Source organism: Devosia sp., assembly GCF_017744655.1.
Classification (GTDB): Bacteria; Pseudomonadota; Alphaproteobacteria; order Rhizobiales; family Devosiaceae; genus Devosia.
In genome coordinates this window covers 31,145-56,179 of record NZ_JAGIAW010000006.1, presented here as the reverse complement: position 1 = coordinate 56,179, position 25,035 = coordinate 31,145, and the positions used below count along the sequence as shown (strand labels likewise).

25 protein-coding genes and 1 tRNA gene are annotated in these 25,035 nt (G+C 60.4%); 16 read left to right on the top strand and 10 right to left on the bottom strand.

Annotated elements, in window-relative coordinates; genetic code table 11:
- Positions 1–47: 47 nt before the first annotated feature.
- Genes J7557_RS12565 through J7557_RS12550 form a run of 4 tightly spaced genes read left to right on the top strand, consistent with a single transcriptional unit; the run spans position 48 to position 1,903 of the window.
- Entirely contained in the window at positions 48–809 is a 762-nt protein-coding gene (locus J7557_RS12565; RefSeq protein ID WP_291420411.1) for a glycosyl hydrolase 108 family protein, read from the top strand.
- Entirely contained in the window at positions 810–1,118 is a 309-nt protein-coding gene (locus tag J7557_RS12560) for a hypothetical protein (RefSeq protein ID WP_291420410.1), read from the top strand. It abuts the gene before it with no gap.
- On the top strand, positions 1,111–1,512 hold the full coding sequence (locus J7557_RS12555) for a hypothetical protein (protein WP_291420409.1): 402 nt from the start codon (positions 1,111–1,113) through the stop codon (positions 1,510–1,512). Before J7557_RS12560 ends, J7557_RS12555 begins: the two co-directional genes overlap by 8 nt.
- A gap of 4 nt (positions 1,513–1,516) precedes the next feature.
- The gene (locus J7557_RS12550; protein WP_291420408.1) at positions 1,517–1,903 is read left to right on the top strand and encodes a hypothetical protein; all 387 of its coding nucleotides are present in this window, start codon (positions 1,517–1,519) and stop codon (positions 1,901–1,903) included.
- 15 nt (positions 1,904–1,918) lie between these two features.
- Here the strand turns inward: J7557_RS12550 and J7557_RS12545 are convergent, their stop codons facing one another.
- The gene (locus tag J7557_RS12545) at positions 1,919–2,293 is read right to left on the bottom strand and encodes a hypothetical protein (protein WP_291420407.1); all 375 of its coding nucleotides are present in this window, start codon (positions 2,291–2,293) and stop codon (positions 1,919–1,921) included.
- 78 nt (positions 2,294–2,371) lie between these two features.
- Here J7557_RS12545 and J7557_RS12540 point away from each other — a divergent pair, with 78 nt between their 5' ends.
- The gene (locus J7557_RS12540) at positions 2,372–5,707 is read left to right on the top strand and encodes an error-prone DNA polymerase (protein WP_291420406.1); all 3,336 of its coding nucleotides are present in this window, start codon (positions 2,372–2,374) and stop codon (positions 5,705–5,707) included.
- 389 nt (positions 5,708–6,096) lie between these two features.
- Here J7557_RS12540 and J7557_RS12535 read toward each other — a convergent pair whose 3' ends face one another.
- From J7557_RS12535 to J7557_RS12520, 4 genes are all read right to left on the bottom strand, one after another.
- Complete coding sequence (locus J7557_RS12535; protein ID WP_291420405.1) at positions 6,097–6,879, bottom strand: SOS response-associated peptidase family protein; 783 nt, start codon at positions 6,877–6,879, stop codon at positions 6,097–6,099.
- Positions 6,880–7,476: 597 nt separating this feature from the next.
- A complete protein-coding gene (locus J7557_RS12530) occupies positions 7,477–8,103 on the bottom strand; it encodes a LuxR C-terminal-related transcriptional regulator (protein ID WP_291420404.1) in 627 nt (208 codons plus the stop codon).
- Positions 8,104–8,626: 523 nt separating this feature from the next.
- The gene (locus J7557_RS12525; protein ID WP_291420403.1) at positions 8,627–9,262 is read right to left on the bottom strand and encodes a LuxR C-terminal-related transcriptional regulator; all 636 of its coding nucleotides are present in this window, start codon (positions 9,260–9,262) and stop codon (positions 8,627–8,629) included.
- Positions 9,263–9,704: 442 nt separating this feature from the next.
- Entirely contained in the window at positions 9,705–9,974 is a 270-nt protein-coding gene (locus tag J7557_RS12520; RefSeq protein ID WP_291420402.1) for a hypothetical protein, read from the bottom strand.
- Positions 9,975–10,287: 313 nt separating this feature from the next.
- On the opposite strand from J7557_RS12520, the gene J7557_RS12515 reads away from it, so the two are divergent.
- A tRNA-Pro gene (locus tag J7557_RS12515) sits at positions 10,288–10,364 on the top strand.
- Between the two features lie 58 nt (positions 10,365–10,422).
- Here the strand turns inward: J7557_RS12515 and J7557_RS12510 are convergent.
- The 4 genes from J7557_RS12510 to J7557_RS12495 form a co-directional block, all read right to left on the bottom strand.
- On the bottom strand, positions 10,423–11,700 hold the full coding sequence (locus tag J7557_RS12510; RefSeq protein ID WP_291420401.1) for an O-antigen ligase family protein: 1,278 nt from the start codon (positions 11,698–11,700) through the stop codon (positions 10,423–10,425).
- Positions 11,697–13,220, bottom strand: a complete 1,524-nt coding sequence (locus tag J7557_RS12505; RefSeq protein WP_291420400.1) for an undecaprenyl-phosphate glucose phosphotransferase — start codon at positions 13,218–13,220, stop codon at positions 11,697–11,699. Before J7557_RS12505 ends, J7557_RS12510 begins: the two co-directional genes overlap by 4 nt.
- Positions 13,221–13,297: 77 nt before the next feature.
- Positions 13,298–14,395: a glycosyltransferase gene (locus J7557_RS12500; protein WP_291420614.1), complete on the bottom strand. Its 1,098-nt coding sequence runs from the start codon at positions 14,393–14,395 to the stop codon at positions 13,298–13,300.
- Between the two features lie 35 nt (positions 14,396–14,430).
- On the bottom strand, positions 14,431–14,982 hold the full coding sequence (locus J7557_RS12495; RefSeq protein ID WP_291420399.1) for a polysaccharide biosynthesis/export family protein: 552 nt from the start codon (positions 14,980–14,982) through the stop codon (positions 14,431–14,433).
- A gap of 152 nt (positions 14,983–15,134) precedes the next feature.
- Between J7557_RS12495 and J7557_RS12490 the strand changes: the two genes are divergently transcribed.
- Both J7557_RS12490 and J7557_RS12485 read left to right on the top strand, forming a co-directional pair.
- On the top strand, positions 15,135–17,441 hold the full coding sequence (locus J7557_RS12490) for a GumC family protein (RefSeq protein WP_291420398.1): 2,307 nt from the start codon (positions 15,135–15,137) through the stop codon (positions 17,439–17,441).
- Positions 17,442–17,597: 156 nt separating this feature from the next.
- Positions 17,598–18,632 (top strand): polysaccharide deacetylase family protein, encoded by a 1,035-nt coding sequence (locus J7557_RS12485; protein ID WP_291420397.1) that lies wholly within the window; start codon positions 17,598–17,600, stop codon positions 18,630–18,632.
- Between the two features lie 88 nt (positions 18,633–18,720).
- Here J7557_RS12485 and J7557_RS12480 read toward each other — a convergent pair whose 3' ends face one another.
- Positions 18,721–18,933: a DUF2842 domain-containing protein gene (locus J7557_RS12480; RefSeq protein ID WP_291420396.1), complete on the bottom strand. Its 213-nt coding sequence runs from the start codon at positions 18,931–18,933 to the stop codon at positions 18,721–18,723.
- Between the two features lie 78 nt (positions 18,934–19,011).
- Here J7557_RS12480 and J7557_RS12475 point away from each other — a divergent pair, with 78 nt between their 5' ends.
- The 8 genes from J7557_RS12475 (at position 19,012) to J7557_RS12440 (ending at position 25,033) form a co-directional block, all read left to right on the top strand.
- Positions 19,012–20,073: a COX15/CtaA family protein gene (locus J7557_RS12475; protein ID WP_291420395.1), complete on the top strand. Its 1,062-nt coding sequence runs from the start codon at positions 19,012–19,014 to the stop codon at positions 20,071–20,073.
- A 148-nt stretch (positions 20,074–20,221) separates the two neighbouring features.
- A complete protein-coding gene (gene rplM / locus J7557_RS12470; RefSeq protein ID WP_291420394.1) occupies positions 20,222–20,686 on the top strand; it encodes a 50S ribosomal protein L13 in 465 nt (154 codons plus the stop codon).
- A 1-nt stretch (position 20,687) separates the two neighbouring features.
- The gene (gene rpsI, locus J7557_RS12465) at positions 20,688–21,170 is read left to right on the top strand and encodes a 30S ribosomal protein S9 (RefSeq protein WP_291420393.1); all 483 of its coding nucleotides are present in this window, start codon (positions 20,688–20,690) and stop codon (positions 21,168–21,170) included.
- Positions 21,171–21,363: 193 nt separating this feature from the next.
- Positions 21,364–22,032, top strand: a complete 669-nt coding sequence (locus J7557_RS12460; protein ID WP_291420392.1) for a hypothetical protein — start codon at positions 21,364–21,366, stop codon at positions 22,030–22,032.
- 169 nt (positions 22,033–22,201) lie between these two features.
- Positions 22,202–23,575 carry a dicarboxylate/amino acid:cation symporter gene (locus tag J7557_RS12455; RefSeq protein WP_291420391.1) on the top strand — a complete coding sequence of 458 codons (1,374 nt, stop codon included), beginning with the start codon at positions 22,202–22,204 and terminating at the stop codon, positions 23,573–23,575.
- A 117-nt stretch (positions 23,576–23,692) separates the two neighbouring features.
- Positions 23,693–23,959 carry a metalloregulator ArsR/SmtB family transcription factor gene (locus J7557_RS12450; protein WP_201772915.1) on the top strand — a complete coding sequence of 89 codons (267 nt, stop codon included), beginning with the start codon at positions 23,693–23,695 and terminating at the stop codon, positions 23,957–23,959.
- Entirely contained in the window at positions 23,956–24,618 is a 663-nt protein-coding gene (locus J7557_RS12445) for an SdpI family protein (RefSeq protein ID WP_291420390.1), read from the top strand. Before J7557_RS12450 ends, J7557_RS12445 begins: the two co-directional genes overlap by 4 nt.
- Positions 24,619–24,667: 49 nt before the next feature.
- Positions 24,668–25,033, top strand: coding sequence for a hypothetical protein (locus J7557_RS12440; protein ID WP_291420389.1), 366 nt, complete (start codon positions 24,668–24,670; stop codon positions 25,031–25,033).
- Positions 25,034–25,035: the final 2 nt, after the last annotated feature.

Sequence of the window (25,035 nt, the reverse complement as noted above, 5' to 3'; positions counted from 1 at the left end):
AGGTCGCGCCGGTTCTTCTCTTTAACTTTGCAAATCAGGAGGCCTTAATGGCCAAAGGCAACTTTCAGCCTGCGCTGAAAAACGTGCTCGTGCACGAGGGTGGCTTCACCGACGACCCACGCGATCCGGGCAACTGGACGGGCGGCAAGCGCGGCGTCGGCGTGCTCAAAGGAACTAAGAAGGGCATCTCGGCTGCTGCATTCCCGCACCTCGATATCAAAGCCCTCAACGACAACCAGATCGCCGATATCTATCACGGCAAATACTGGGTACCGATCCGTGGCGATGAACTGCCGGCCGGCGTCGACCTGTCCACTTGGGACTATGGCGTCAACTCGGGCGTGTCGCGATCGGCGAAGGATCTTCAACGCGTGCTCGGCGTCAACGTTGATGGGCGCATCGGTCCAGCCACCATCCTCGCAGCCAAGGCCGCCAATCCCCGCGTCGTCATCAAGGGGCACTGCGCCAAGCGGCTCGGCTTCCTTCAGTCTCTGGCCATCTGGCAGACCTACAAGAGCGGTTGGGCGCGTCGTGTGGCAGGTGTCGAGGCAAAAGCGCTCTCTTGGGTCAGCACAAAAGCACAGCTCGAGCAGGACGCCAAGGATGCGGCGGGCAAGGCTGTCAGCCAGGGTGTGGGCGCTGGCGGAACGGTCAGTGTGGGCACTGCCGATCAGGTCAACGGACTCTCCGGCCTGCCCATCGGCTTCGTCATCGCCGGCGTCGTCATCGTCGCCGGCATCTTCATCATCCGCACCGTCATCAACGCGCAGCGCGCTCAGGCGCTCTCTGCCGTTGCCAAGGAGGCATAATTGAACAAACTTTGGGAAACCCTCGTCCGTTGGCGCACCTGGCTCGTGAACGTCGTCTTCGCCATCCTTCTCACGCCCGAGCTGCTGATGGCGCTGCTTGGCTTCGATTGGGGCAGCATCATCCCTGCCAAGTACATGCCCTATGTCACGCTGGCGGTGATCGTCCTCAACGTCTGGATGCGCCCGCGGCCGGCGTCGGTGGCGTCCGATCCTGAAGTCCAGGTGAAGATGGCAATCAGCGAGACCTCTGATCCCTCGACGATCAAGGTCATCGAGAACGGCGAGACCAAGGCGGTGATCCGTGCTTAGGGCTATCCTCGATTGGCTCGGGGGCGGCGTCATCAAGCAATTCACTGGGCCGCTCTTGGCGGCCTATCAGGCGAAGCTCGACGCTCAGAACGATGCCGACAAGCTGGCCGCCGAGCAGATCATCACCAAGATCGAGGCTGCCCGCGACATCGCCGTCGCCGAAGCGGGCAGGGCATGGTCTGCAACATCGGTGGGCCGGTGGCTCATCGTCGTGCCCTTCGGCTTCTGGTGGGCAGCCATCTACCTGGTCCAGATCATCAACCCGTGGTTCGGTCTCGACCTCGTCGTCATCGACGTTCCTGCCCGAATTCATGACATGGCTCTGGTGTTGGTTCCGGCCATCGTGATTGCCGACGCCGGGGCCTTCGCGGCGCGGCAGTTCAAAGGAAAGTAGCCTGATGACGGCAACGCCTGAAGAAGATCCGCTTGGTCGCGGCAAGTTCACCCTGAGCAAGCGCGTCGATCTCCTAGAGCGCGATCGCGCCCAGCAATCACGCGCCCTTACCGAATTCGTCGAGAAGGTAGGGAAGGGCTTCACCGATCAGCAGCTCGCCCAAATCCGCGCTGCGATGCGGGAGGAACTGGCAGATGCCGGCTTGCGCCTCGACGGTGCCGAGCATCAGGACGAGGCCAGAGAGGATTTCCGATTCCTCCGACGCCTACGCCTCACATGGGACGGCTCAACCCGGAAAGTAGGGACTGCCGTCCTCACCGCTCTGATCGGCGTGGCCATGATAATCTTCGGATCGGGCTTCTGGCAGTGGATCAATAGCGGCGGGAAGTAGAGAGCGACGGACAGACTATTCCCAGTCTGTCGGGGGAAGGGCTTCTTCACCATCAAACTCGCCCAGATATGGTACTCCCGGTGGAACTGCCTCCCCTGGGTACAGGGCAATGACATCGATCTGCTCGGGATAGAGGTCGATCCCATCCCAGTCATCGATCTTCGTCCAATCCCGGCGTGACGCGAAATCAGATGCGATGTGGAACGCGCGGTCTTCGTCGCAAAGCAGGATCAGCAGGGTTGGGCCTCCGGAGAGCGAGAGCGTGCGGTAAAGCGCGTCAACCTCGCCCGTCTCCATGTCCGCGACTTCCCATAGCTCCAAGCCTCCAAAGGCAAATCCTCGGTCCTCGTCCTCACCGAAGGGCGCAACCGGTTTCCACAATTCGCGCATCGTGATCGCTCCCGTCTTGACTCTTGGGTTCACTCGGAATGAGAACATAATGAGAACAAATACACCCAAGAGTCAATCATGGATGAGCCTTCTTCCCAGGCCTCCCAACCCTTTGCCGAGCTATTAGCTGCCACGAATTACAGCTTCTTGCGCGGCGCCAGCCATCCATTTGAAATGGTCGGTCAGGCTGCAGCACTGGGATTGTCAGGCATCGGCATTTGCGATCGAAACTCCCTTTCGGGGGTAGTCCGCGCGTTCGCTGCAGCCCGTGACCTTGCGAAGGACTATCCTCACTTCAAGCTGATCATTGGGGCTCGCCTGGTATTTTCCGATGACACCCCTGACATTGCTGTCTACCCGACTGATCGAGCGGCCTATGGTCGGCTGAGCGCGCTTTTGACGTTAGGCAATCGGCGAGCGCCCAAGGGCGAATGTCTCCTCACGCGCCAGGATCTGATCGACTACTCGGAAGGTCAGCTTCTGATCGTTGTTCCCCGTGTCGACAGGTTGGATGAAGACGGCGCAATAGCTGGATGGTTGGCAGAAAAGGCGCCGCGACGCGTGTGGCTGGCAGCGCCATATTTCTACAATGGTTCCGACGACGCGAGAATCAACCATCTCGCCCAAATCGCCGTTACGGCCGGTGTGCCGATGTTGGCCTCGACTGACCCGCTATACCACGAGCGGACGCGGCACATTCTGCACGACGTCGTCACCTGCATTCGCGAGGGCGTAACGATCTTCGATGCGGGACATCTGCTTTGGCCCAATGGGGAGCGACGAATTCACGGCCCCGAGGAGATGGCATCACTTTTCCCCGACTACCCCCAAGCACTGGCCGAAACGCAACGCTTCCTCTCCCACATTTACTTCTCGCTGGACCAACTCCGGTACATCTATCCGGAAGAGACAGTCGGCACGGACGAAACTGCGCAACAGACCCTTGAGCGACTAAGCTACGAGGGCGCCAGATCGCGCTACCCTGATGGAATTCCCGAAAAGGTCGAGAAGGGTTTGAAACACGAGCTCGCGCTTATCGCTGAGATGAAGTACGCGCCTTACTTCCTCACGGTTCAAGACATCGTTCGTTTTGCGCGCCAAGAGCGCGGCATCCTCTGTCAGGGCAGGGGATCGGCGGCAAACTCCGCGGTCTGCTTCTGCCTCGGCATTACCGAGGTCGATCCAATGCTGGTCGATCTGCTCTTCGAACGCTTCGTTTCCACCGAGCGTGACGAGCCGCCAGATATCGACGTCGATTTCGAGCACGAACGGCGCGAAGAGGTGATGCAATACATCTACCAGAAATACGGCCGGCATCGTGCCGGACTGACGGCCAACGTCATCACGTATCGCACCAAAGGGGCGGTCCGCGATGTCGGCAAGGTCATGGGACTTTCAGATGACCTTATCCGTGTCATCAGCGGCGCAACCTGGGGATGGGGCCATTTCGACATTCCCGTCGAACGGCTGAGACAATCGGGGATCGATCCGGACGACCTGACCATTGCGATGGTTCTGGAAATCGCCAGCGTGCTCTACGGCTTTCCGCGTCACCTTGGGCAGCACGTCGGTGGCTTCGTCATCACGCGAGATCGCCTTGACCATCTGGTGCCCATTTCGAACGCCGCAATGGAGGACCGGACGGTCATCGAGTGGAACAAGGATGATCTCGACGAGCTCGGCATCCTGAAGGTCGATGTCTTGGCGTTAGGAATGCTGAGCTGCATTCGCCGAGCGTTCAACCTGATGCGCCAGCACTACGGCCAATCACTGACCCTTGCTACAGTGCCTCAGGAAGATCCACGCGTTTACCGCATGACTCATCGGGCCGACACAATCGGTGTCTTTCAGATCGAAAGCCGGGCGCAGATGTCCATGCTGCCGCGGCTCAAGCCGACCGAGTTCTACGACCTTGTTATCGAAGTGGCGATCGTTCGGCCTGGCCCTATCCAAGGGGACATGGTCCATCCCTATCTCAAACGGCGGCAAGGGCTGGAACCGACCAGTTATCCGTCGCCCGAGCTCGAGCATGTCCTGAGGAAAACCTATGGCGTGCCGCTCTTCCAAGAGCAGGCGATGAAGATTGCCATCGTGGCAGGAGGCTTTACGCCGGGCGAGGCAGACAAGCTCCGGCGCGCTATGGCGACCTTCAAAAAAACCGGTGGCGTCGGCATCTTCCGCGACAAGTTCGTCGGCGGCATGCTTGAACGTGGCTATGAGAAGGACTTTGCCGAGGCCTGCTTTCGACAGATCGAAGGCTTTGGCTCCTACGGCTTCCCCGAGTCCCATGCTGCGAGCTTCGCCCTACTGGTCTACGTCTCCTGCTGGCTGAAATGCCACTACCCGGACGTGTTCGCCGCGGCGCTTCTCAACTCACAGCCGATGGGCTTTTACGCGCCGGCTCAAATCGTTCGCGATGCAATCGATCATGGCGTGGATGTGCGACCAGTCGACATCAATCTAAGCGATCTCGAAGTTGTCATGGAGCGGACTAACCAGGCCGGCGTAACTCTGGCCCAGCGGCATGCTGAGATGGCGGGCGACATCTGGGGGAACATGGCCGTGCGGCTGGGGTTCAACCTCGTTGGCGGGCTCCGCGTCGAGCATGCAAACCTGATCATCGCGCGCCGCGGCAACGGATATGACAGCATCCGGGATCTATGGCTCCGAACTGGCCTTTCGTCCAAGTATCTTGTGGCGCTTGCTGATGCTGACGCTTTCCAGTCTCTCGGGTTATCGCGGCGGGACGCCAGGTGGGCCATCGAGGGCATGGACGGTGAGCATGGCGCCGAAAGGCTTCCGCTCTTCAAGGCGGGCGAAGCGCCTCCTGCCTGGGCAGATGAGGAGAGCAATCTGCCGCCCATGACTTTGGGCGAAGAGGTCATTCACGACTATCGGACCCTATCGATATCTTTGAAGGCCCACCCCATGACCTTCATCCGAGAGCGTATGGAGCGCCGACGCGTTCTGGTGGCAGACGATCTGCGTACCGCTCAACCAGGACGGATGGTGACTGTTGCCGGCCTTGTGCTCGTAAGGCAGCGGCCAGGCACGGCCAGCGGTGTCATCTTTGCGACCCTTGAGGATGAAACAGGCGTAGCCAACGTGATTGTCTGGCCAAAGATATTTGAGGCCAATCGGCGCGTCGTGCTCGCGGCTCGTGTTCTGGGGGTGCGGGGCATACTGCAACGCGAAGGCCTTATCATTCACGTCATCGCGAAAGAGTTCTTCGACCTGACCGGTGAGATTGCGGCAATCGCTGGCGGGGTGGAAATTGGCGAGCGCACACTGGCTCGTGCAGATGAGGGCAGGTCAGGTGCGCCCAAGGGAAGAAATCGAGAGCAGGATCAATATGACGCCGCTGCTACGAAGCGGCTGATGGATGCCCTGCCGTCTGGCCGGAACTTCCACTGATGGCAACGAGGGCGATCAGGACGCTGCAAGATTTCCATGATACCCATCGGGCCATCCATGCCTTTTGCAGCCACTACTGGGTCTGCAGCCACGATGCCCAACTGGCGCTCGATACGCTGGCGCACTACCTAGGGTGGCAGTTCGATATTTACGACGGACGAACCTATCTAGCAGGTCGCCTCAGATGCTCTGTTTGCGGGTGGTACTACCCGGATTTTGCTCTCGGTCATGCGGGAAGCCCACCGGAGTTCTCAGGTACTCACGGGGCAGGGTCGGTTCCACTGCCCCACGAAACGCTGGCAGCAATGCAGCGAGATCGCCAGGACAACATCGCAGGCGACATGCCATGGGTCGGCAAGCGAAAGGGCGGTCGAAAGTTCGGCAGATAGTTAGGACGGCGCTCTTGGGGAAGGAGGGTCCTCCTTTCGTCCAACCGAGACGATCTTGAGGACTCCGTCAGGCAAGGGGCGTTGGAGGGTGATCACCTCCTCTTTCGGTGCTGTCAGCCACATCTCGATTTCGGCTGGCTCCGTCAGGATAACCGGCATCGCCTTCATGTGGATCGACCCCACAACATCATTTGGCTCGCAGGTGAGGAAGCCAAAAAGCTCCATTTCCTTCTCGATACCCTTCTTCACCTTTCGAACGCCTTCCCACCCTCCGACCCAGATGCCGGCGAAGAAGGCGAGGGGTCGGCTTTCATCGAATGCGAACCAGGTGTCACCCTTCTTCTTGCCTGTCTCGTCGACGGTGTTGTCGAACTCGGAGAACGACGTAAACGGCACAACGCACCTGTTCTCGACACCCATCCATCGATTCCAATGAGCGTTCCATTTACCCGCAGCCGTCTTGATGTTGCGGACGTTGGTGGTGCCGCTGTCGGGCTCCATTTTCAGCAGCTCGTCGAAATCTACGGGCTTTCCTTTCTCGCGCAGCTTGTCGGCGCGCTTCGCCGCGGCGTCATAGAGCGCCTTCTGGCTCGACGGCAGGCCCCAGCGTACATTCACCAACTCGCGGCCCTCAGGTGTGTTGCGGACGATCGGCGCCGGATAGTCCGGAAAAATGCCCGTCTGCGGTTCCATGTTGCCGATGTTGTCGTTGATGCGCTTGATGTCCATCACCAACTGGGTGATCGCGGTGTGGTTTGATGTGTGGCTATAGAGGTTGCACATGGTCTGGCTCCAACGATGGTGCGATCATTGCAGCATCTTCATTCCGATTCCATCCAAGACCATGCCGACTAAGTTTCAATCCGACAAAGGATCGATCTCCTTGACCGCTGACGACGAGCACAAGTTCCCGATCTATTTTTGTGAAGGATGCGGCGCGCCCGATGCCGCCTTCGGCCGATCGCGTGCGGAGGGCCGGCTCAGCTATTGTGGCTGGGAAAATGGCCGTGCCGTGTGCGTCGGGAAGGGAAGGGCTGAGGATGGCGGTCAGGTGACGGCGCCAGCGCCGCCCTGGTAACGTTGAGAACTAGCCTACGGGCGGAATACGACAAAGCACAGTTGTCGGTACGGCTGCATGTGGAGCGTTTGGCCAGACGATATCCAACCCCCATTCCCCCAAGGCTACTTTCTTAAACAAAAAATCGCTTTTCAAGATATCGAACAGCTTGGAGCTCGAAAAATGGTCGGCTAGGTCGACGGTGACCACAGATCCATCCTCCCAGGTCAGAACAACCCGACGACCCTCAGCGGCATGCACAGCCAGCAGCCTTGGGATGCGCTCTCCGACACTAATGATGTCTTCGCGGTTCACTTCGACACTCACCTTGTCATCACGATGCGGATTAGATCGGCGGCGTTTTTGGCATCAAGTTTCTGCATTACTCTTGCCCGGTGAACCTCGACAGTTCGAGGAGATATGTTCAGTTGGCGTCCGGTCTCTTTGTTAGAACGCCCATTGACGATGAGTTGCAGCACCTCCCGTTCGCGATCGGTGAGCTGAGAAAAGCCGCGCACCTCTACGTGGCGCTCCCCATCCCTGCTGGCGCCCAAATGGACGTCGCGGCGAAGCGCAGTTCGGACGAGGTTCACCAAATGTTCGACGTCGATGGGCTTTGTCAGCACATCTTCAGCACCAAACTTCATGGCCAACACAGCTGCATCTACGTCGGAAGAATTGGCCAGCATGAAGACGGGTACGGCGCCAAGCTCAGCCTTGGCTTGGCGAAGCAAAGCTATCCCGCTAGCGCTCGGCAGATCGAGGTTTAGAATAATGACGTTGATGGCGGTATTGCTGAAAAGCGCGCGCTCAAGGTCAATGGAAAAGCTCGTTTGAAACCCTTCGAGCCTGAACACCACACTGAGCGCTTCGCACATAGCCAAGTCTGGGTCGATGATGCGTATGTGCATTTTCGATGCGATGCGAGGAGTAAAGCTGAGAGTGTCCATCGTAGCCCCCTACGTTCGAGATGCACGTAGATTGCCTCATGGTTGAACGCCGCGAAATAACCGCTTCTAGGTAAGTATATTTCCAACAAATCAGCACATTTAACCCTGTCAATACCTGAAAGTCGGTATGCGGACGCCGCGTTCGGTCAAATCTTGTCGTACAAAGCAAAGACAAATTGCGTCAGTCTTTCTGTCGTGTGCTTATTGGAACTGCGGCACTGATTCTCTGGGAGAGAGGGGATGATCGGGCAGTTTCGCTTTTCAGACAGGCCAAGCAGTCAGCACGTAGTGGTTTGGATGGAATGGCTGGATGGCCTTCCTGCCGCCCGTGTCGAGGCACCTGGGCATGTTTCGGCGCAGCTTGAAGAAATGAATATGGATCATGTTGTAGGCACGATGGGCCTCGAATTCGCACTCGGCTATGGCGTGATGATTGCGGCACTCGCGAGGACGAGGCTTACGCTGGCGGGCGACGTTTCGGCGTGGCCGGCAGAGTGGGGCCGTCTCTCACACAGTCAATCATTCAGGGATGGGATGATACAGTCAGGTCTAGCTCATTAAGCCTCACGGCTTGGAAAACCGCGTGAGATCGGGAGAGGGCGCCCAGCTTTAGGGCGGCGTGCTTCATGTGGCCTGAAACAGTGCTTTCGGCGATGCCTAGGCGGGTGGCGGCCGTTCCGTCGGTGTATCCTTGTGCGACCAGTTGGAGCACTTCTCTCTCTCGGTCGCTGAGTATCCTCTTATGCTCCGGCGGCAGTACCGTTGCGACAAAATCTGCTTGAGCGGCGTACTGGTGGACGGTCGTTGTAATCCCGAACATTCCTATATACTGGCCGTCAGCAGCGAAGTGCGGTGATCCGTGAGCCATGGCCATGGAGTAGCTACCATCGGGACGCTCCAGTCTGTAGTCGACCTTATATTCGGTCTGACTAAAATTCGCGTCAGTAAAGGCCCTATAAGTCGGCACGCGGTCGGCGGGATGAATGGCGTTCAACCAGCCTATGCCAAGCCCATTTTCTGAACCTGTAAATTCCTGCCAGGCGCTGCTGAGATAGATACAGTAGCCATCAGCTTCGCAAATCCATCCGAGCAGCCGAGAGTTTTCCATCAAGGCGCGGAATAGTCGCTGAGGTTCAGTCCAATCGGGCACGCGCTGCACTTAAGCATCTCCCTCGGAGCTTTTGGGTGCATCCATAAGTGAGATTTTGACCAGTAGGTATAAATTCTGTCAATGCGATGCAAATAAATATCAACTATTACAAGGCGCGCGAAAGTTGCTTGCTTGCGTCAAGATATAGAAGTTGTTGGATTTGCAGATAGATTTGCGCCGAGACTACCGTTGTGCGGTCTAGCCGGCCGAGCTGATTGAACCGACGACAGCACGGTCCTCAGATTTTTACTATTGGGATTTTTCCGGATGATGGACCTGCGTCAGGAGTGTCTTAGCGCGGCCAAGAGTTCAAGCACGGTCTCTTCCTTCTCGGGAATGAACTCGGCGCTTCGACGATTCTCTGGGACGGCACGTAGCTCAGCTAGCTTCGCCTCGAGCGCAGCGATGCGTCTATCTTTGCCTGGATTGACCGATGGAACGCGGAGCACGGCTAAATAGTCGGTTCGCGAAGTTGCAGGGCGATGTCGCCAAGTTCCTCAACCGAGGCCCAACCAGGTCCGTTGCCTTCTTCGTCTCGATCAATCCAAACCACTTTGTGTTCGCCTCCTGCGAGACGCACAACAAGCCCGATACCAGCTGTTCCAAATTCCTCGCCGTCGGGCTGGTCGGTGGCAATGCCAACAATTGTTCCGCCCACCAGTTCAGGCAGGATTTTGTCAGCTAGAAACTCAACGTTTGGATCGGGCGTTTTTCTAAACATTGAATGCCCTCGGACTTTGGGTCTGCCGAAAAGGAACCTTCGCTGAACGAAAGTGTCCCACTTTTTTGAGGCCCGGGAAAGTGGGACAAAATCGGTCGATTTGATGAGCGATATCAATGGTCGGAAAATGAGCTGGCGATCCCGACAGGACTGCCACCTTTTCCTGAGAACGAACAGGGAAACCTCCGTGGGACTTTTCGTGGGACGTTCTGCCACGAACTATGATGATCCCTGTGGAATTTGCGTGAGTTGATGCCTTCGGTGAAATTCGCACTTGCACGAAAAGCCCCGGTTCTCTATGTCTCCGCGCAGTCGGGGCGTAGCGCAGCCTGGTAGCGCATTTGTCTGGGGGACAAAGGGTCGTCGGTTCAAATCCGGCCGCTCCGACCATTTCACCAAAAGAGCTGAAATGCCTGATGGCCGCGATCCCCTCGCGGCCTCATGTTTTCTAGATCAGCATCTGCTCGCGCCGTGCCGTGGCGCGCTGCTCATTGGCGATGGCTGTCGACAGCCCCCAGATCAGTCCGATCAGCAGGAAGAAATGCCGCCAGTGGTCGGAGTCGATGATCGCAGACTCGGCGACGACCATGGTGAAGGTCGCCATCACCGGAATGGCCATCAGCCGATACGGGGAGGGGCGCAGCAGCATCACCGACCCCTTCCAGAGCGTCGTGATGATCATCAGGTAGTAGAGCAGCCCGCCGCCCCAGCCATAGACATGGATGACGGTTATGTAGACGTTGTGCGGCTCTTCGATGATGCGCAGGTTGCGGAATTCACCCGGCCCGATGCCCCAGGGGTGGTCCAGCGCCAGTTCCAGGGCGTAGCCCTGCCGTCCGAACCGACCTGTCTCGCCCGTGTCATAGTTCTGCGAAGACGCACGCAGCTCGAAGAAATTAGCCACCGCCGGCACTGAGAGCAGCCCGCCCAACGCCACGATCAACATGCCCGCTCCGATGAGCGTCATGAGGAGGATGCGCACTTTGTCTCGCGCGCCAGCCTCGAGAAGGAAAACCAGCACCAGCGTAATCAGCGACGAGGCCGCAAAATGCCCCCAACCGCCGCGCGAGAAGCTGACGAACACCCCGACGAACAGAACGAAATAGACGCCAGCCGCCATAAACGACTGCCATCCGCGCCCCAGCAGCACGCGCTGCAGCGCAAACATGGCCGGCAGCACCAGGAACGGCGCATAGACGTTTGGGTCCTTGAACGTCGCCTTGGCGCGATCATAGCGCAGGAACATGTCCGCCCCCGGCATCAGCCGCAGATAGGCGAGGGTGCCGATAATGGCGAGGATTACGGCGATCACCGTATAGGCGCGCATGATCACCCGCATGCGCTTCTCGGTGGATTCGGCAAGATAGTTGGCGACGAAGTAGCTCGTCAGCATCAGGAAGATCGTCACCGCCGTGAAGATCAGCGCCTCGCTGATCGGCGTGAAGCGCACCTGCATGGCCGCAATCAGCGCAAAGGGCGTGAAGCACAGCATGATCGCGAGGAGCCCGAAGGTCGAGCGATAGAGCCCGATCCCCGCCATGATGGCCACTGGCAGCACCGCCAGAAACATCACTTCGTAGGGTGAGGGCTCGATGAGCACGATGCCGCCGGCAAAGATCCACAGCGCCACCACGCCATCGAGCAGTTTCAGCGCCCGCTGGCGCACGAAGTCAGCGCCGGCCCATCTCGATCCCAGCGCGGCGTCGAATGTGCCGGAGACCGTCAATAGGCGTTCTCGCTCTTGGCAATAAGGGAAACCGGCGTCATCAGCACGATGTAAAGATCGAGCAGGAGTGACCAGTTCTCGATGTAGTAGAGATCGTGGTTCACGCGCTGCATGATCTTGTCGATCGTGTCGGTCTCGCCGCGCCAGCCGTGAATCTGCGCCCAGCCGGTCATGCCCGGCTTGACGCGGTGCCGCGCGAAATAGCCTTCCACGGCCTCATAATAGAGCTTGTTGTCCGCCTTGGCCTGCAGCGCATGCGGACGCGGCCCCACCACCGAAAGCTCGCCCTTCAACACGTTGAAAAGCTGCGGCAATTCGTCGATCGACGTCTTGCGGATGAATTTTCCGACGCGTGTCACGCGCGGATCGCCTTTGGTGACGAGCTTTGCGGCACCCGCATCCTGCGCATCGGTCCGCATCGAGCGGAATTTGTAGATGTTGATGAGCTGGTTGTTGAAGCCGTGCCGCTTCTGCACGAAGAAGACCGGCCCCTTGCTCGTGAGCTTGATGGCAATGGCCGTCGCAATCATGATCGGCGAAAGCAGGATCAGCGCCGTGATCGCCACCAGCTTGTCGAACACCCACTTGAAGACGAGGTTCCAGTCCGAGATCGGCCGGTCAGCCATGTCGAGCACAGGTACGCCGCCGACATAGGAATAAGCCCGGTCGGTGAACTTGAGTTTGCTCATATGCGCCGAGAGGCGGATATCCACCGGCAGCACCCAGAGCTGGGTCAGCATATCGAGTACGCGCTTCTCGGCCGAAAGCGGCATCGAAACGATGACGAGATCGACCGGCGTCACCCGCGCAAATTCAATTAGGCTCGAAACCTTGCCGAGCTTGGCGAGGCCGGCCACCGAATCCGGCGAGCGCTCGTCATAGCGATCGTCGAACAGGCCGAGCAGTTCCAGATCCTTGTCCGCGCCATTCTTGATCTGCTCGATCAGCACCTCGGCGTCGCGCCCGCCACCGACAATGACGGTGCGGCGCTTGAGGCGTCCGAGATCGGTCCAGCGCTGCACCAGAAAGCGTAGTGCCAGCCGATAAAGGATGAGCAGCGCCGCGCCCGACAGGAACCAACTGAAGAGCCAGACGCGCGAAACCATGTCGCCCGCCTTGAAAAAGAAGATCGCAGCGGTCACCACCGCCATCACGGTCAGCCATACCGCCAGCACACGGCCAAACTGCCCGACGACGCGCCGATAGGTGGTAATGCGGTGCGCCCGCAACAGGTTGAGCCCGATATTGGTCGCAAGGCACACGCCCAGGGTCACGAGCAGGTAAAAACCTTCCTGGCCGCGCTCGACATAGACGGCATGAATGCCATAGCCGAGAATGGCCAGCAGCACGGCTTCCACCACCTGTGCCACGCCAACAATAATGGTGCCTGAATAGGTGCGCTCTACCGGTTGGCCGGCGATTTCGGCAGCAGCAGCGGAGAGCGTCGATCCAGTGCCATCCCCGCCGGGCTGACGCGCGGCATGGTCTTCGATGGCCTGCTTGGGATCGACACGAAACATCACGCGCTACCGGAAAACTCACTCACACCCGGGCGGCATGATGCGCGCAATGCGTTTATATCAGGTGAAGCGGGTCTTTAGCCTTTTTCCTGCACGTCCCGGTAGAGCGCTTCGATTCGTCCCACCATGGTTTCGAGCGAAAATTCGCTGGCCACGCGCCTGAGCCGCACCTGCATTTCCGCCTGCGCCGCGTCCGGATGGTCGAGAATCGCCTGCATCGCCAAGGCCAGCGCCTCGGCATCGTCCGGCGTCACCAGGGTATCGGTCGTCCCCGCAAAAATCTCGGGAATGCCGCCGACATCAGTCGTCACCACCGGCAATTGCGCTGCCGTCGCTTCCAGCACCACATAGGGCAGGGATTCCGCCAGCGACGGCAATACCGCAACCCGACCCCGCGCAAAAACCGCCCGGGCCGGCTGCGATCCAACCAGCGCCACCCGCTTGGTCAACGATAGCGCCGCGATCCGCTCTTCCAGCTCTGCCCGCTGCGGCCCATCCCCCGCCATGACCAGTGTGGCCGGGGCTCCTTCCTTCCGCTTCAGCCCCACCATGGCCTCAACCAGCGGAAAAATTCCCTTCAGCTCGCGCAATTCGCCGACGAACACAAAGTCCGCCGCATCCTCGGCAATGACAACCGGCTCGAACTCGGCGGCATCGAGCCCATTATAGATGATCTCGGTCCGGCAGGTGGGCGGCGTGATCAACCGCCCATAGGTGTCCCGCGCGAAATTGCTCTCGAAAATGATCGCTCCGGTCTGCCCGAGCAACCTCCGCTCCAGCCAGTGAAACGCCTTGCCGCTCCGCGAGCGCGCCGAGAAATGCAACACCCCGCCATGCGGCGTATAAAGCGCCACCGGCCGCTTGCGCCCGATATGAGCCAGTCGGGCGTAAAAGCCGCCCTTGGCGCCATGACCATGCAGAATGTCTATGGAAAGATCCCGCGCCAGTTTCCGCACGGCAAAGGGCGTCGAAAGATCGCCGCGCCCCAAAACGCGCGGCATCGGCATGGCATGCACACCGAGATCGGCAAATTCCCTCAGGCCATCGAGCCGCCGCTCGGTCTGCGCGTCGCTCGCCAGAGAATCAACGATCAGTCCGACGCTATGTCCCCGCGCTTTCAGCCCGCGCGTCAGATCCGCGACATGCCGAAACAGCCCGCCCACAGGCGCGCGCATAACCTGCAAGATGCGCAGGGGCCGCTCCATCCCGCCTAGAACCAGCGTTCGGAAATGACGATCGTATCACCGGGATAAATGGGGAAGTCGAGATCGGCCGGGCCGCGCACCATTTCATTGCCTTGGCGACGATAGACCGTCACTTGGTTGCGGTCCGCCGTTTCCGTATAGCCGCCCGCCGTACTGATGGCAGCGCGAACGGTTATGTTGGGCGAATAGGAGAACTGCCCGGAAGTGCGCACCGCGCCCTGGATAAAGAAGGGCCGGTATTCGGCCACTTCCACGGCCACATTGGGATTGCGCAAATAGCCATTGGCAAGAGCCCCGGCGAGCCGCGAAGCTGCAACGCTGGTTGTCTGTCCACGCACCTGCACCTGGCCGACGAGCGGGAAGGCGATCGCCCCGCTATCGCTGACGCGATAGGTATTGCTCAGTTCTTGGTCGCCATAAACCGAAACGCGCACCACATCGCCTGTATCGAGCGTGTAGGGGCCGGTCGGCTCGACGAAATAGCTTCCGGGCCGCGTCGTAGCGCAACCCGCAAGCGGCATCATCAATGTTAAGGCGAGAATGGGAAGCCAGCGCATGGTCAATCCGCGCGTTTTGATTGGCCCTTAGCATTCCCTGTCATGGTTAAGATTTTCCTTATGCCGGACAAGCTTGCTCCGAATATGCCGCCACGATTAACTGAATTTTGACCACGAAGCCCGATAGTGCAGCTGCATGATGAGGAGCTGCCGTGAGCGAATATGCCCCGACAATGCGCGATGCGCGAATTGACGTGACTGCGGTGCTCGCCGCGGTCGGCAGGCGCTTGCCGCGCATCATCATCGTCACGCTGCTGGTGCTCGCTGCCGCCTTCCTCGTCCTCACCATGCTGCCGCGGCTCTATGAATCTTCGGCCTCGATCCTCGTCGAGCCGCGCTCCAACGTCTATGTGCGCGCCGCCAACGAGCAGGCCCCCGCCAGTACTTCGGGCGATGCCAGCGTCGTCTCCAGCCAGATCGAACTCATAAAGTCGCGCGACACGCTCCTCGGCGTCATCGACAAGCTCGACCTGCGCTCAAAGCCCGAATTCAACGGCAGCGAAGCCAGCTTTTCTCCGCTTGGCGTCATCATGCAGCTTCTCGGCCGTGGCTCGACCCCCGTCAGCATCGACGAGCGCGTCATCAACACGCTCTATGATCGTATGACGGTCATCCAGCAGCGCGACTCTCGCATCATCTCCATTCTGGTGCGCTCGACCGATCCGCAGCTTGCCGCCGACATCGCCAATGCCGTGGCCGAGGCCCATGTCGCCCGCCGCGCCCAGCTCTCGCTCTCCGACACAGCCGAAGCCTCCGATTGGCTGCGCCAGGAAATCGAGCGCCTTCGCACAAGCGTCAGCGAAGCCGAAGCTGCCGTCGCCAAATATCGCGTCGACAACGATCTCTATGTTGGCGCCAACAATACCAGCCTGCTTGATCAGCAGCTTTCCACCATCACCACCCAGATCACCTCTGCCCAGGAGCGCAAGAACACGGCGCAGTCGCGCGCCGCCGTCATTCGGGGCCTCCTCGAACGCGGCCAGCCCATCGAAAGCGTTGCCGACGCGCGCAATTCCGCCGTCGTCCAGCAGTTGAGCCAGGAAAAGGCCCGCCTTCAGGGCCAACTCGCCCAGCTTTCCGCCACGCTTCTGTCGAACCACCCCAATATCCGCGCCCTCAACGCCCAGATCGGCGAGCTCGACAGCCGCATCAATCAAGAAGGCTATCGCGTCGCCGCCGCCCTTGAGGCCGAAGCCCAGGTCGAAGCCGATCTCGAAGCCTCGCTCCAGGCCGACCTCAGCCGCTTCAAGGCCACGGCCTCCACCGCCACGCAGGACACAGTCGCCCTCGATAGCCTCCAGCGCGAGGCCAAGGCTCAGCGCGACCTGCTGGAATCCTATCTCCTGCGCTACAACGAGGCCTCGTCGCGCGCCGATGCCGGCTCCGCTTTGCCCGACGTCCGCGTCGTCACCGAAGCCGCGCCCTCGGTCACCCCAGCCTTCCCGAAAACCGCGCTGATCCTTGCCGGCGTCGGCGTCGTCACCTTTGCCGTGCAATTCGGCGCCGTCGTCTTCGGTGAGCTGATGTCCGGCCGCGCCCTGCGCCCCATTGAACCCTATGCCTGGGAACGCCCTCGTCGCGAAGAACCCGCTGTCGTGGTCCAGCCCGACCCCGTCGAGCCGCCATATGAAGACAAGGCAGTCTATGACGAGCCCGTGGCCGAGATCGAAGACGCCGAACCCGAAGCGGTCGAAGCTGATCCCGCCCATGACGAGCCTGCGCGGCCTGTCGCCTTCGTCCATGTCGAACCGGATCCGGCACAGGCCGCCTCGGATAGCGCCCGTCGGCTGCTGCAGGAATTGGCCGACCGCCGCAACCAGCGCGACGCCGCCCGCGTCGCCATGGCATCCGCACCGGAAGTAGCTCCGCTCACCGTCACGCCCATTCGTCCTCCGTTCTCGCGCCAGATCACCGGCATGGTCCGCTATGCTGACCTCGCCGCCGATCTTGTCCTCGGCAAGACCCATCTCCTGCTGCTCGCCGACCACGGTAATCGCGAACCCGCCCGCCGCATGGCCGATGCCCTCGCGGCAGACGGTCTCGCCAAGGGCCTCAGCGTCGTGCTCGTCGACGCCGGCAGCGGCCGCACCAGCGACGCGCCCGGCCTTTCCGATCTCAGCACCGGCCAGGCCGGCTTTGGCGATGTCGTGCAAAAATCCGCCGACCAGAGCTTTGCCGAAGTGCCCTGGGGGCAGGGCGATACGGTCGACCGTACCTCCGCCAAACCCTCCATTCTTATCGAAGCGCTTGGCGACATCTACGAAGTCGTGATCGTCCTCACCGGCCGCGTCGGCTCCCGTTCGACCCTGCCAGTTTTTGCTGATCTTGACGGCCGCGTGGTTCTCGTCACCAGCGAAGACGAAGACGCTGACACCGCCGAAACCCTGCGCAAACAGCTTCTCGACGCTGGTCTCCCACGCGTCGAAATCTCGGCTCTGGAAGACGCCGTTGCGGCCTAGCTGTCGCACTGTCTTTTTACCAAACGCGATTGTCACCCCGGCGAAGGCCGGGGCCCATCCCGAGATCTCAAGATGGCTCCTGGCTCAAGGCCGGGATAACACCGGTGGGTGTGACGACATCACGCCACGTTTCCAATAAGGCGCGAGGTTGCCTCAATGAAATACGCCGCCATCCGCGCCGCCTTCGAACTGCTCTGGCTCTCCCGCCTGCCGGCCCTGTCCCGCGCACTCTCCTCATCCCGCGGCGTCATCTTCACGCTCCACCGCGTCCTGCCGGAGACGCCACCGGCCTTCTCCCCCAACGCCATCCTGCAAGTCCGTCCCGATTTCCTCGATTATGTCATAGAACGCGTCCGCGACCTCGGCATCGACATCATCACCCTTGATGAAGCCGTCGAGCGCCTCGCTTCCCCCAAAAAGGGAAACCCCTTCGTCGTCCTCACCTTCGACGATGGCTATCGCGACAATCTCGAATACGCCCTGCCGATCCTCCTCCGCCACGAAGCGCCCTTCACGCTCTACGTGCCCACTGCATTCGTGGACGGCGTCGGCGAACTCTGGTGGCAGGCCATCGAAGACATCATCGCCCGCCAGGAAGCCGTCGCCTTCACCGACAACGGCGAAGTCGAATATGTCGATACGGCAACCACGGCCCAGAAGAAGGACGCCTTCAACCGCCTCTACTGGCACCTGCGCAAATTGCCCGAGCCCGACCGCCGCGCTTTCCTTGCCGAGTTCTGCCACAACTATGGCTACGACCTCGAAAAGCAGTGTCGCGACCTGATCATGAGCTGGCAGGAACTGCGCCTCTTCGCCGGCGAGCAGCTCTGCACCATCGGCGCCCACACCGTGCATCACTACGAACTGGCCAAACTCCCCGAAGACGAAGCCCGCCAGGAAATGCTGCAATCAGTGGAAGTCATCCAGGCCCAGTTCGGCATTCGCCCCGAGCATTTTTCTTATCCGCTCGGCGGCCCACTCTCCTGCGGTCCCCGTGAATTCGCCCTTGCCAAAGACCTCGGCTTCAAAACCGCCGTCACCACCCGCCCCGGCGGCCTCTATCCCCACCACCTCGAATCCCTGACCGCGCTCCCCCGCGTCTCGCTCAACGGCCACTTCCAGTCCGAACGCTACGTCGATGTCTTCGCCAGCGGCGGCATCTTTACGGTGCTGGGCAAACTGACCGGCTGAGCCCCTCTTATTCCTCTCCCCATCGGGGAGAGGGTGGATCGCGCGTAGCGCGAGACGGGTGAGGGTGCGTCCTAGGTGGCCTCTGGCGCTAAGCCTTCACATCCGGCTTCGCCATCCACCGGATGATCACCCCCGCCGGAAATACCCAACCCATCCCCGCCACGACAAAATACGCGATTAGCACATACCAGGGCAGATCGGGCGGAAAGGTCAGATAGATCGACGTCGCCAGGCTCGCCCAGACGAAGATGGAGGCTACGCACAAAAGCGCGCCGATCAATTTGCGGTTGCGTTGGGTCATGTGCGGCATCTGGACTGTTGCGACTGGACGAGGGTGGCATTACCACTCCGCCAGCCCCATCGATACCGGAATGTTGCCGTGACCACCCAGCACAATGCCGCACCAGGACAAATCAGCTATGCGAGTGACCTTCTCCGGCCGGTCCGCATCTGGCTCTATGCCCTTGCTAGCTTTGTCCTGCTGATCGTCGTGGTCGGCGGTATCACGCGGTTAACGGAATCGGGTCTTTCCATCACCAGTTGGAAGCCGATTTCCGGCACCATTCCCCCGCTCAACGACGCCCAGTGGCAGGCCGAGTTCGAAGCCTACAAGCAGATTCCGCAATATTCGATCGTCCATTCCTGGATGGACATCAACGACTTCAAGTACATCTTCTTCTGGGAATGGTTCCATCGCCTCCTGGCGCGCACGCTGGGCCTGATTTTCATTGTCCCCTTCGTCATTTTCCTGTTCCAGAAGCGCCTTTCGCGCAATCTGGCCCTGCCGCTCTTTACCCTCTTCATTCTGGGCGGTTTCCAGGGCTTCCTGGGCTGGTGGATGGTCTCTTCGGGTCTTTCCGAACTAACCTCCGTTTCACAATATAGACTTGCCGCCCACCTCTGCGCCGCCTCGCTGCTCTTCGTCGCACTCATCTATGTGGCGCGTAGCATCGAGCCTGGACGCGTCCTCGGCCGCGTAAATTCCTGGCACCTGAGCACTGCTATCATCCTGGGTGTGCTGTTGATTTTCCAGATCGGGGCAGGGGCCTTCGTCGCTGGTCTAGATGCCGGCATGGGCTATAACACCTGGCCGCTGATGGATGGCGCCATCATTCCCAAGGGTCTCTTCGTCATGGACCCCGCCTGGCGCAACCTCTTCGAAAACGCCCTCACGGTGCAATTTATCCACCGGGGCATTGCCTATGTTATAGTGGCCTATGTCGCTTATCTGATCTGGCGCCGTTCCAGAGATGGCGGTTTTGGCGGCGTCCATGGCTGGCTCCCGCGCCTTGGCATTCTGGTCCTGCTCCAGGTCGGCCTTGGCGTCGCGACGCTTCTCGCCAGCGTTCCGATCTCGCTGGCGGTCGGCCACCAGTCCCTGGCCTTCATGCTTGCCGGCGCCACCGCCGCCTATGTCGCCGACATGCGGAGAGTGCGGTAATATAATACCGCATTCGCAAGTCATTGAAATTGCAGCGCTTTTTAAAGACGCTTGACGGCTTCCAGAATCCCCCTTAGAGACCCCTCCGAAACCTGTGATCCGTCCTCTGGATGAGGTCACAAACCAGAGTTTTCTAGGGATTTCAACAATGACCACTTACTCGGCAAAACCGAGCGAGATCGAAAAGCAGTGGATCCTCATCGACGCCGAAGGGCTGGTCGTGGGTCGTCTCGCTTCGATCATTGCTTCGCGTCTGCGCGGCAAGCACAAGGCCACCTTCACGCCTCACATGGACATGGGTGACAACATCATCGTCATCAATGCCGACAAGGTGAAGCTGACTGGCCGCAAGCTCGATCAGCACCGCTTCTACTGGCACACCGGCTTTGCTGGTGGCATCAAGGACCGCACCGCTCGCGAGATCCTCGAAGGCCGTTTCCCGAACCGCGTTCTGGAAAATGCCGTTCGCCGCATGATGCCGGGCGGCCCGCTGACCCGCGCCCAGCTCAAGAACCTCCGCGTTTACGCCGGTTCCGAGCACCCCCACACAGCGCAGAACCCGAGCACGCTCGACGTCGGCGCTATGAACACCAAGAACGTCCGGGTGAAGTAATATGGCTGAAACCATCAACTCCCTCGAAGCCCTGGGCACCTCCGCTGCTGCTCCCGCTGCCGCCTCGGCTCCGGTTCACGTGCAGAAGCTCGACTCCCTCGGCCGCGCCTATGCCACCGGCAAGCGCAAGAACGCCGTCGCTCGCGTCTGGATCAAGCCGGGCAAGGGCAAGGTGACCGTGAATGGCCGCGAATTCGCTGCCTATTTCGCTCGCCCGGTTCTCCAGCTAATCGTCAAGCAGCCGATCGTTGCGACCGACCGTCTCGACCAGTACGACGTCAACGTTACCGTTGCCGGTGGTGGTCTCTCCGGTCAGGCCGGTGCCGTCCGTCACGGCATCTCCAAGGCGCTGAACTACTTCGAGCCGGGCCTCCGCCCGATCCTCAAGAAGGGTGGCTTCCTGACCCGCGACAGCCGCGTCGTTGAACGTAAGAAGTACGGTAAGGCAAAGGCCCGCCGCTCCTTCCAGTTCTCGAAGCGCTAAGCTTCACACCGAAATTCTTGGAAAGGGCCGGGCAACCGGCCCTTTTCTTTTGCCCGGTTCGACCTACATGGCCTCGGTGTGCCATTGAGGCTTTCACTCTCTCGATTGTCACCCCGGCTTTAGGCCGGGGCCCATCCTGAGATCTCAAGTTGGGCCCCGGCCTGCGCCGGGGTGACATCCATTGGTTGGGAAGATGTCTGAACAACACGTGCAGCAAAGCATTATGCCCAGCCTCGTCACACGCTTTCATCTACTGATCTTTTCCGTGACGCTGTCGATCACGGCAGTCGCGGTCCTTCGCGTGCCGACGGATTTCATGTTCCCCGCGCATTGGCATGGCTCCAATGCCGACTGGCTCTGGCCGCGCGGCACGGCGCTCGCTGTCGCGCCGATCCTGCAAGCCTTTCTGATGCTGGCCTTCTTCATCCTCGGCCGCGCTCTCACGCGCAGCCACATGGCAAAAGTTCGGCACATTCTCGATCCCGCGCTTGGCCTTTCCCTCGCCGTGCCCGCCGCCTATCAGTTCGGCCTCCTCTTCATGGGCATAGGCTCCGACCTCGATCTCATCCGCGGCGTCGGCTTCCTGTTCGCCGCAGCGCTGATCCTCCTGGGCTTCGTTTTCTTCCATGCCGAGCGCCACAGCTATGGTGGCCTGCGTATGCCCTGGCCGATCGCTTCCGACCGGTCCTGGCTCCTGGTTCATCGCATCAGTGGGATTGCCGCTCTGTTTGCCGGCGCGGCCGTCGCGGCTCTGGCCTGGCTCGATGCCGGCCCCGGCATTCTGGCCCTGGCTTTCGCCCTGAGTCTCCTTGGCCTGCCGCTCTTTGCCGGCCTTGTGACTCTGGCTCTAAGTCGCGCCTGACAACTTCTATTCTCTCTTTCCCTGATCAGAATGAGAAAATTCTTCTAATGCGGCGAGAAATGGAACGGCATGCGCTGCGGCAAAACTAAGGCAGGCGTATGGTTTGGCCAATCTGCGGGCACAGCGCTCAAGTTTTGAGCAAGTGACCTGCCAGCCGAAAGGTCACCCTATGTCTCCCACTTCCGTCTCCGCGGCCCGCGCTCCCAAGGCGCCCAGGCCGTTTTATGCCAATTTCGGCTTCCAGGTCCTCGCGGCCATGGTCATCGGCCTCGCCCTCGGCTTCGTCGCCCGCAATATGGGGCCCGATGCCGCCGGCAATGCCAATTGGTTGACCCAGACCCTCGCCACCGTCGGTTCGTCCTTCGTGTCGCTGCTGCGCGCTCTGGTGCCGGTCCTGGTCTTCACCGCCATCGTCGCCTCCATCGCTAACCTGCGCGAACTCAACAATGCGGCCAAGCTCGTCTGGCAGACCCTGCTTTGGTTCGCCATCACCGCGCTGATCGCCGTTGTCATCGGCATTGCGCTCGGCCTCATCATCCAGCCCGGCCTTAATACCGAAGTCGCCGCGGAAGCCGCCAAGGCGCCGTCTTCGACCGGCTCCTGGCTCGATTTCCTCAAGGGTCTGATCCCCTCCAATATCCTAGGTCTCCAGGCCTCGACCCGCGTCAGCGATAGCGGCGCGTCCACCAGCCTCAGCTTCAACGTGCTGCAGATCCTGGTGATCTCCATCGTTGTCGGCATCGCCGCCCTGCGCGTCGGCCCGGCCGCCGATCCGTTCATCGCCTTCACCCGCTCGTTCCTCAAGGTCATCCACAAGGTCCTGTGGTGGGTGATCCGCCTAACGCCCATCGGCACCATCGGCCTCCTCGGCAATGCCGTTGCCGTCTATGGTTGGGATGCGCTGGCCCAGCTCGGCTGGTATTCGGCCGCCATCTATATCGGCCTCGCCATCGTGCTGTTCGTGGTCTACCCGGTTCTGCTGCAGGTCCATGGCCTCAACCCGATCCGCTACTTCCAGAGCGCTTGGCCAGCCATCCAGCTCGCCTTCGTGTCGCGGTCTTCCATCGGCACCCTGCCGGTCACCGAACGCATCACCGAGCAGAACCTCGGCGTGCCGCGTGAATATGCCGCCTTCGCCGTGCCGCTCGGGTCCACCACCAAGATGGACGGTTGCGCCTCGATCTATCCGGCGATCTCGGCCATCTTCGTCGCCCAGTTCTTCGGCATTTCCTTGGGGCTCGAGCACTATCTGCTGATCGCCTTCGTGGCCGTCATCGGCTCGGCCGCAACGGCTGGCCTCACCGGCGCCACCGTCATGCTGACCTTGACCCTGTCCACGCTCGGCCTGCCGCTCGAAGGTGTTGGTCTGCTGCTCGCCGTCGACCCGATTCTCGACATGGGCCGTACCGCCGTCAACGTCGCCGGTCAGGCCCTGATCCCGACCATCGTCGCCAAGCGCGAAGGTATTCTCAATCAGGCCACCTACGACCGCGGCGAGAGCATCGAAGCCCTCGACGACGTCCAGGCAGTCCCGGCGCAATAAGCGTCGCAATACGAATGCCGAAAGGGGGAGGCCATGCCTCCCCCTTTTGTTTGTCATCCTTCGTCTTGACTCTAATTAGCAAAAACACTAATTAGAAAAACATCGAAGGAGAACGCCGTGGGCATAAATGCTGTCTTTGAAGCTTTGTCGCATCCGGTGCGCCGCAAGGTTTTGGCGCTCTTGAAATCGGGGCCCAAAAGTGCCGGCGAACTGGCCGATCATTTCGAGCTCAGCCGCCCCACGCTGTCCGTTCACTTCGCCAAGTTGAAAGAGGCCGATCTGGTCGCTGTCGAGCGTCAGGGCACGAGCCTCATCTATCACCTCAATACATCGGTCCTCGAGCAGGCGCTCGCCGATGTCCTTTCGCTGCGGGAAGAAAAATGAACCAGTTGCGTCTATTCGGTCCCTTCGCTCTCGCCTCCGTCGCGGCCCTCGCCGTCGCGACCGTCGCCGGCTATGTCATGCTCCCGTCTGAAACAATGATGCCAGTCCACTGGGGTCCCGATGGCGCGGCCGATGCCTTCTGGCCGCGCAACCTGGCCCTCCTCATGCCGCCAGTCATCTTGGCAGCGCTCTGGCTGATCTTCGCTTTGATGCTGAAGCGGGGAGGGGAGGTGGATCGCGCCCGCCAGGGGCTTCGCGCCGCCTTCGCCGGCATCGGCATGCTCATGGCGGTGATCCAGATCGCCACCATTGCCATAGCCCTCGGCTATTCCGTCGACATGGTCCGCGTCATCACCTTCTGCGTGGGCCTGCTCTTCATCGGCCTAGGCAATGTCATGCCGAAATCCCAACCCAACAGCTATGCCGGCTTCCGCCTGCGCTGGACACTCGAAAGCCCAGCCAATTGGGTTGCCACCAACCGCTTCACCGGCACGTTCATGATGCTCGGCGGCATCGTCCTCGCCATCGCAGCATTGTTCGTCACTGAACCGCTTTGGCTCCTGACACTCATCGTGCTATGCACCGCCGCTCCGAGCCTTGCCGGCATTGTTTACAGCTACCTCTTCGCCCGGCGCGAGAGTGCAGCACGGCCGCTTTGACGCCTTCTTTGCCCGCTAGGTCGGCAAGCAATCATTGGGTAGGAACGAAATGACTCGATCGCGCAACGCCTGGGACAGTCGGCGTACAGTGGTTGCCCTGGGCATGGTTTCCAATGTCATCGGAGCGCTGGCTGCGGCTGGAGCGGCGATTGCGGCCTGGCTCACCACCATGGGTCAGTCCGATCTCACGCAATGGGCGCTGATCCTTGCCGGCATTGGCGGCGTCTTCGTCGCCAAGGGCTCGGTCATTCTGGCCATTGCAGAGAGCCGTCCCTATGCGCCGCAGGACGGGGTGCCGGAATTGCAGCGTCGCCTGAGCGCCCTCGAAAATCGCCTGTCAGCCCGCAATTCGGGTGTCGTGGAGCGTATCGAGCAACTCGAAGCCGAAATAGCGCGCCTCCGCGTTCGCGGCTGAAA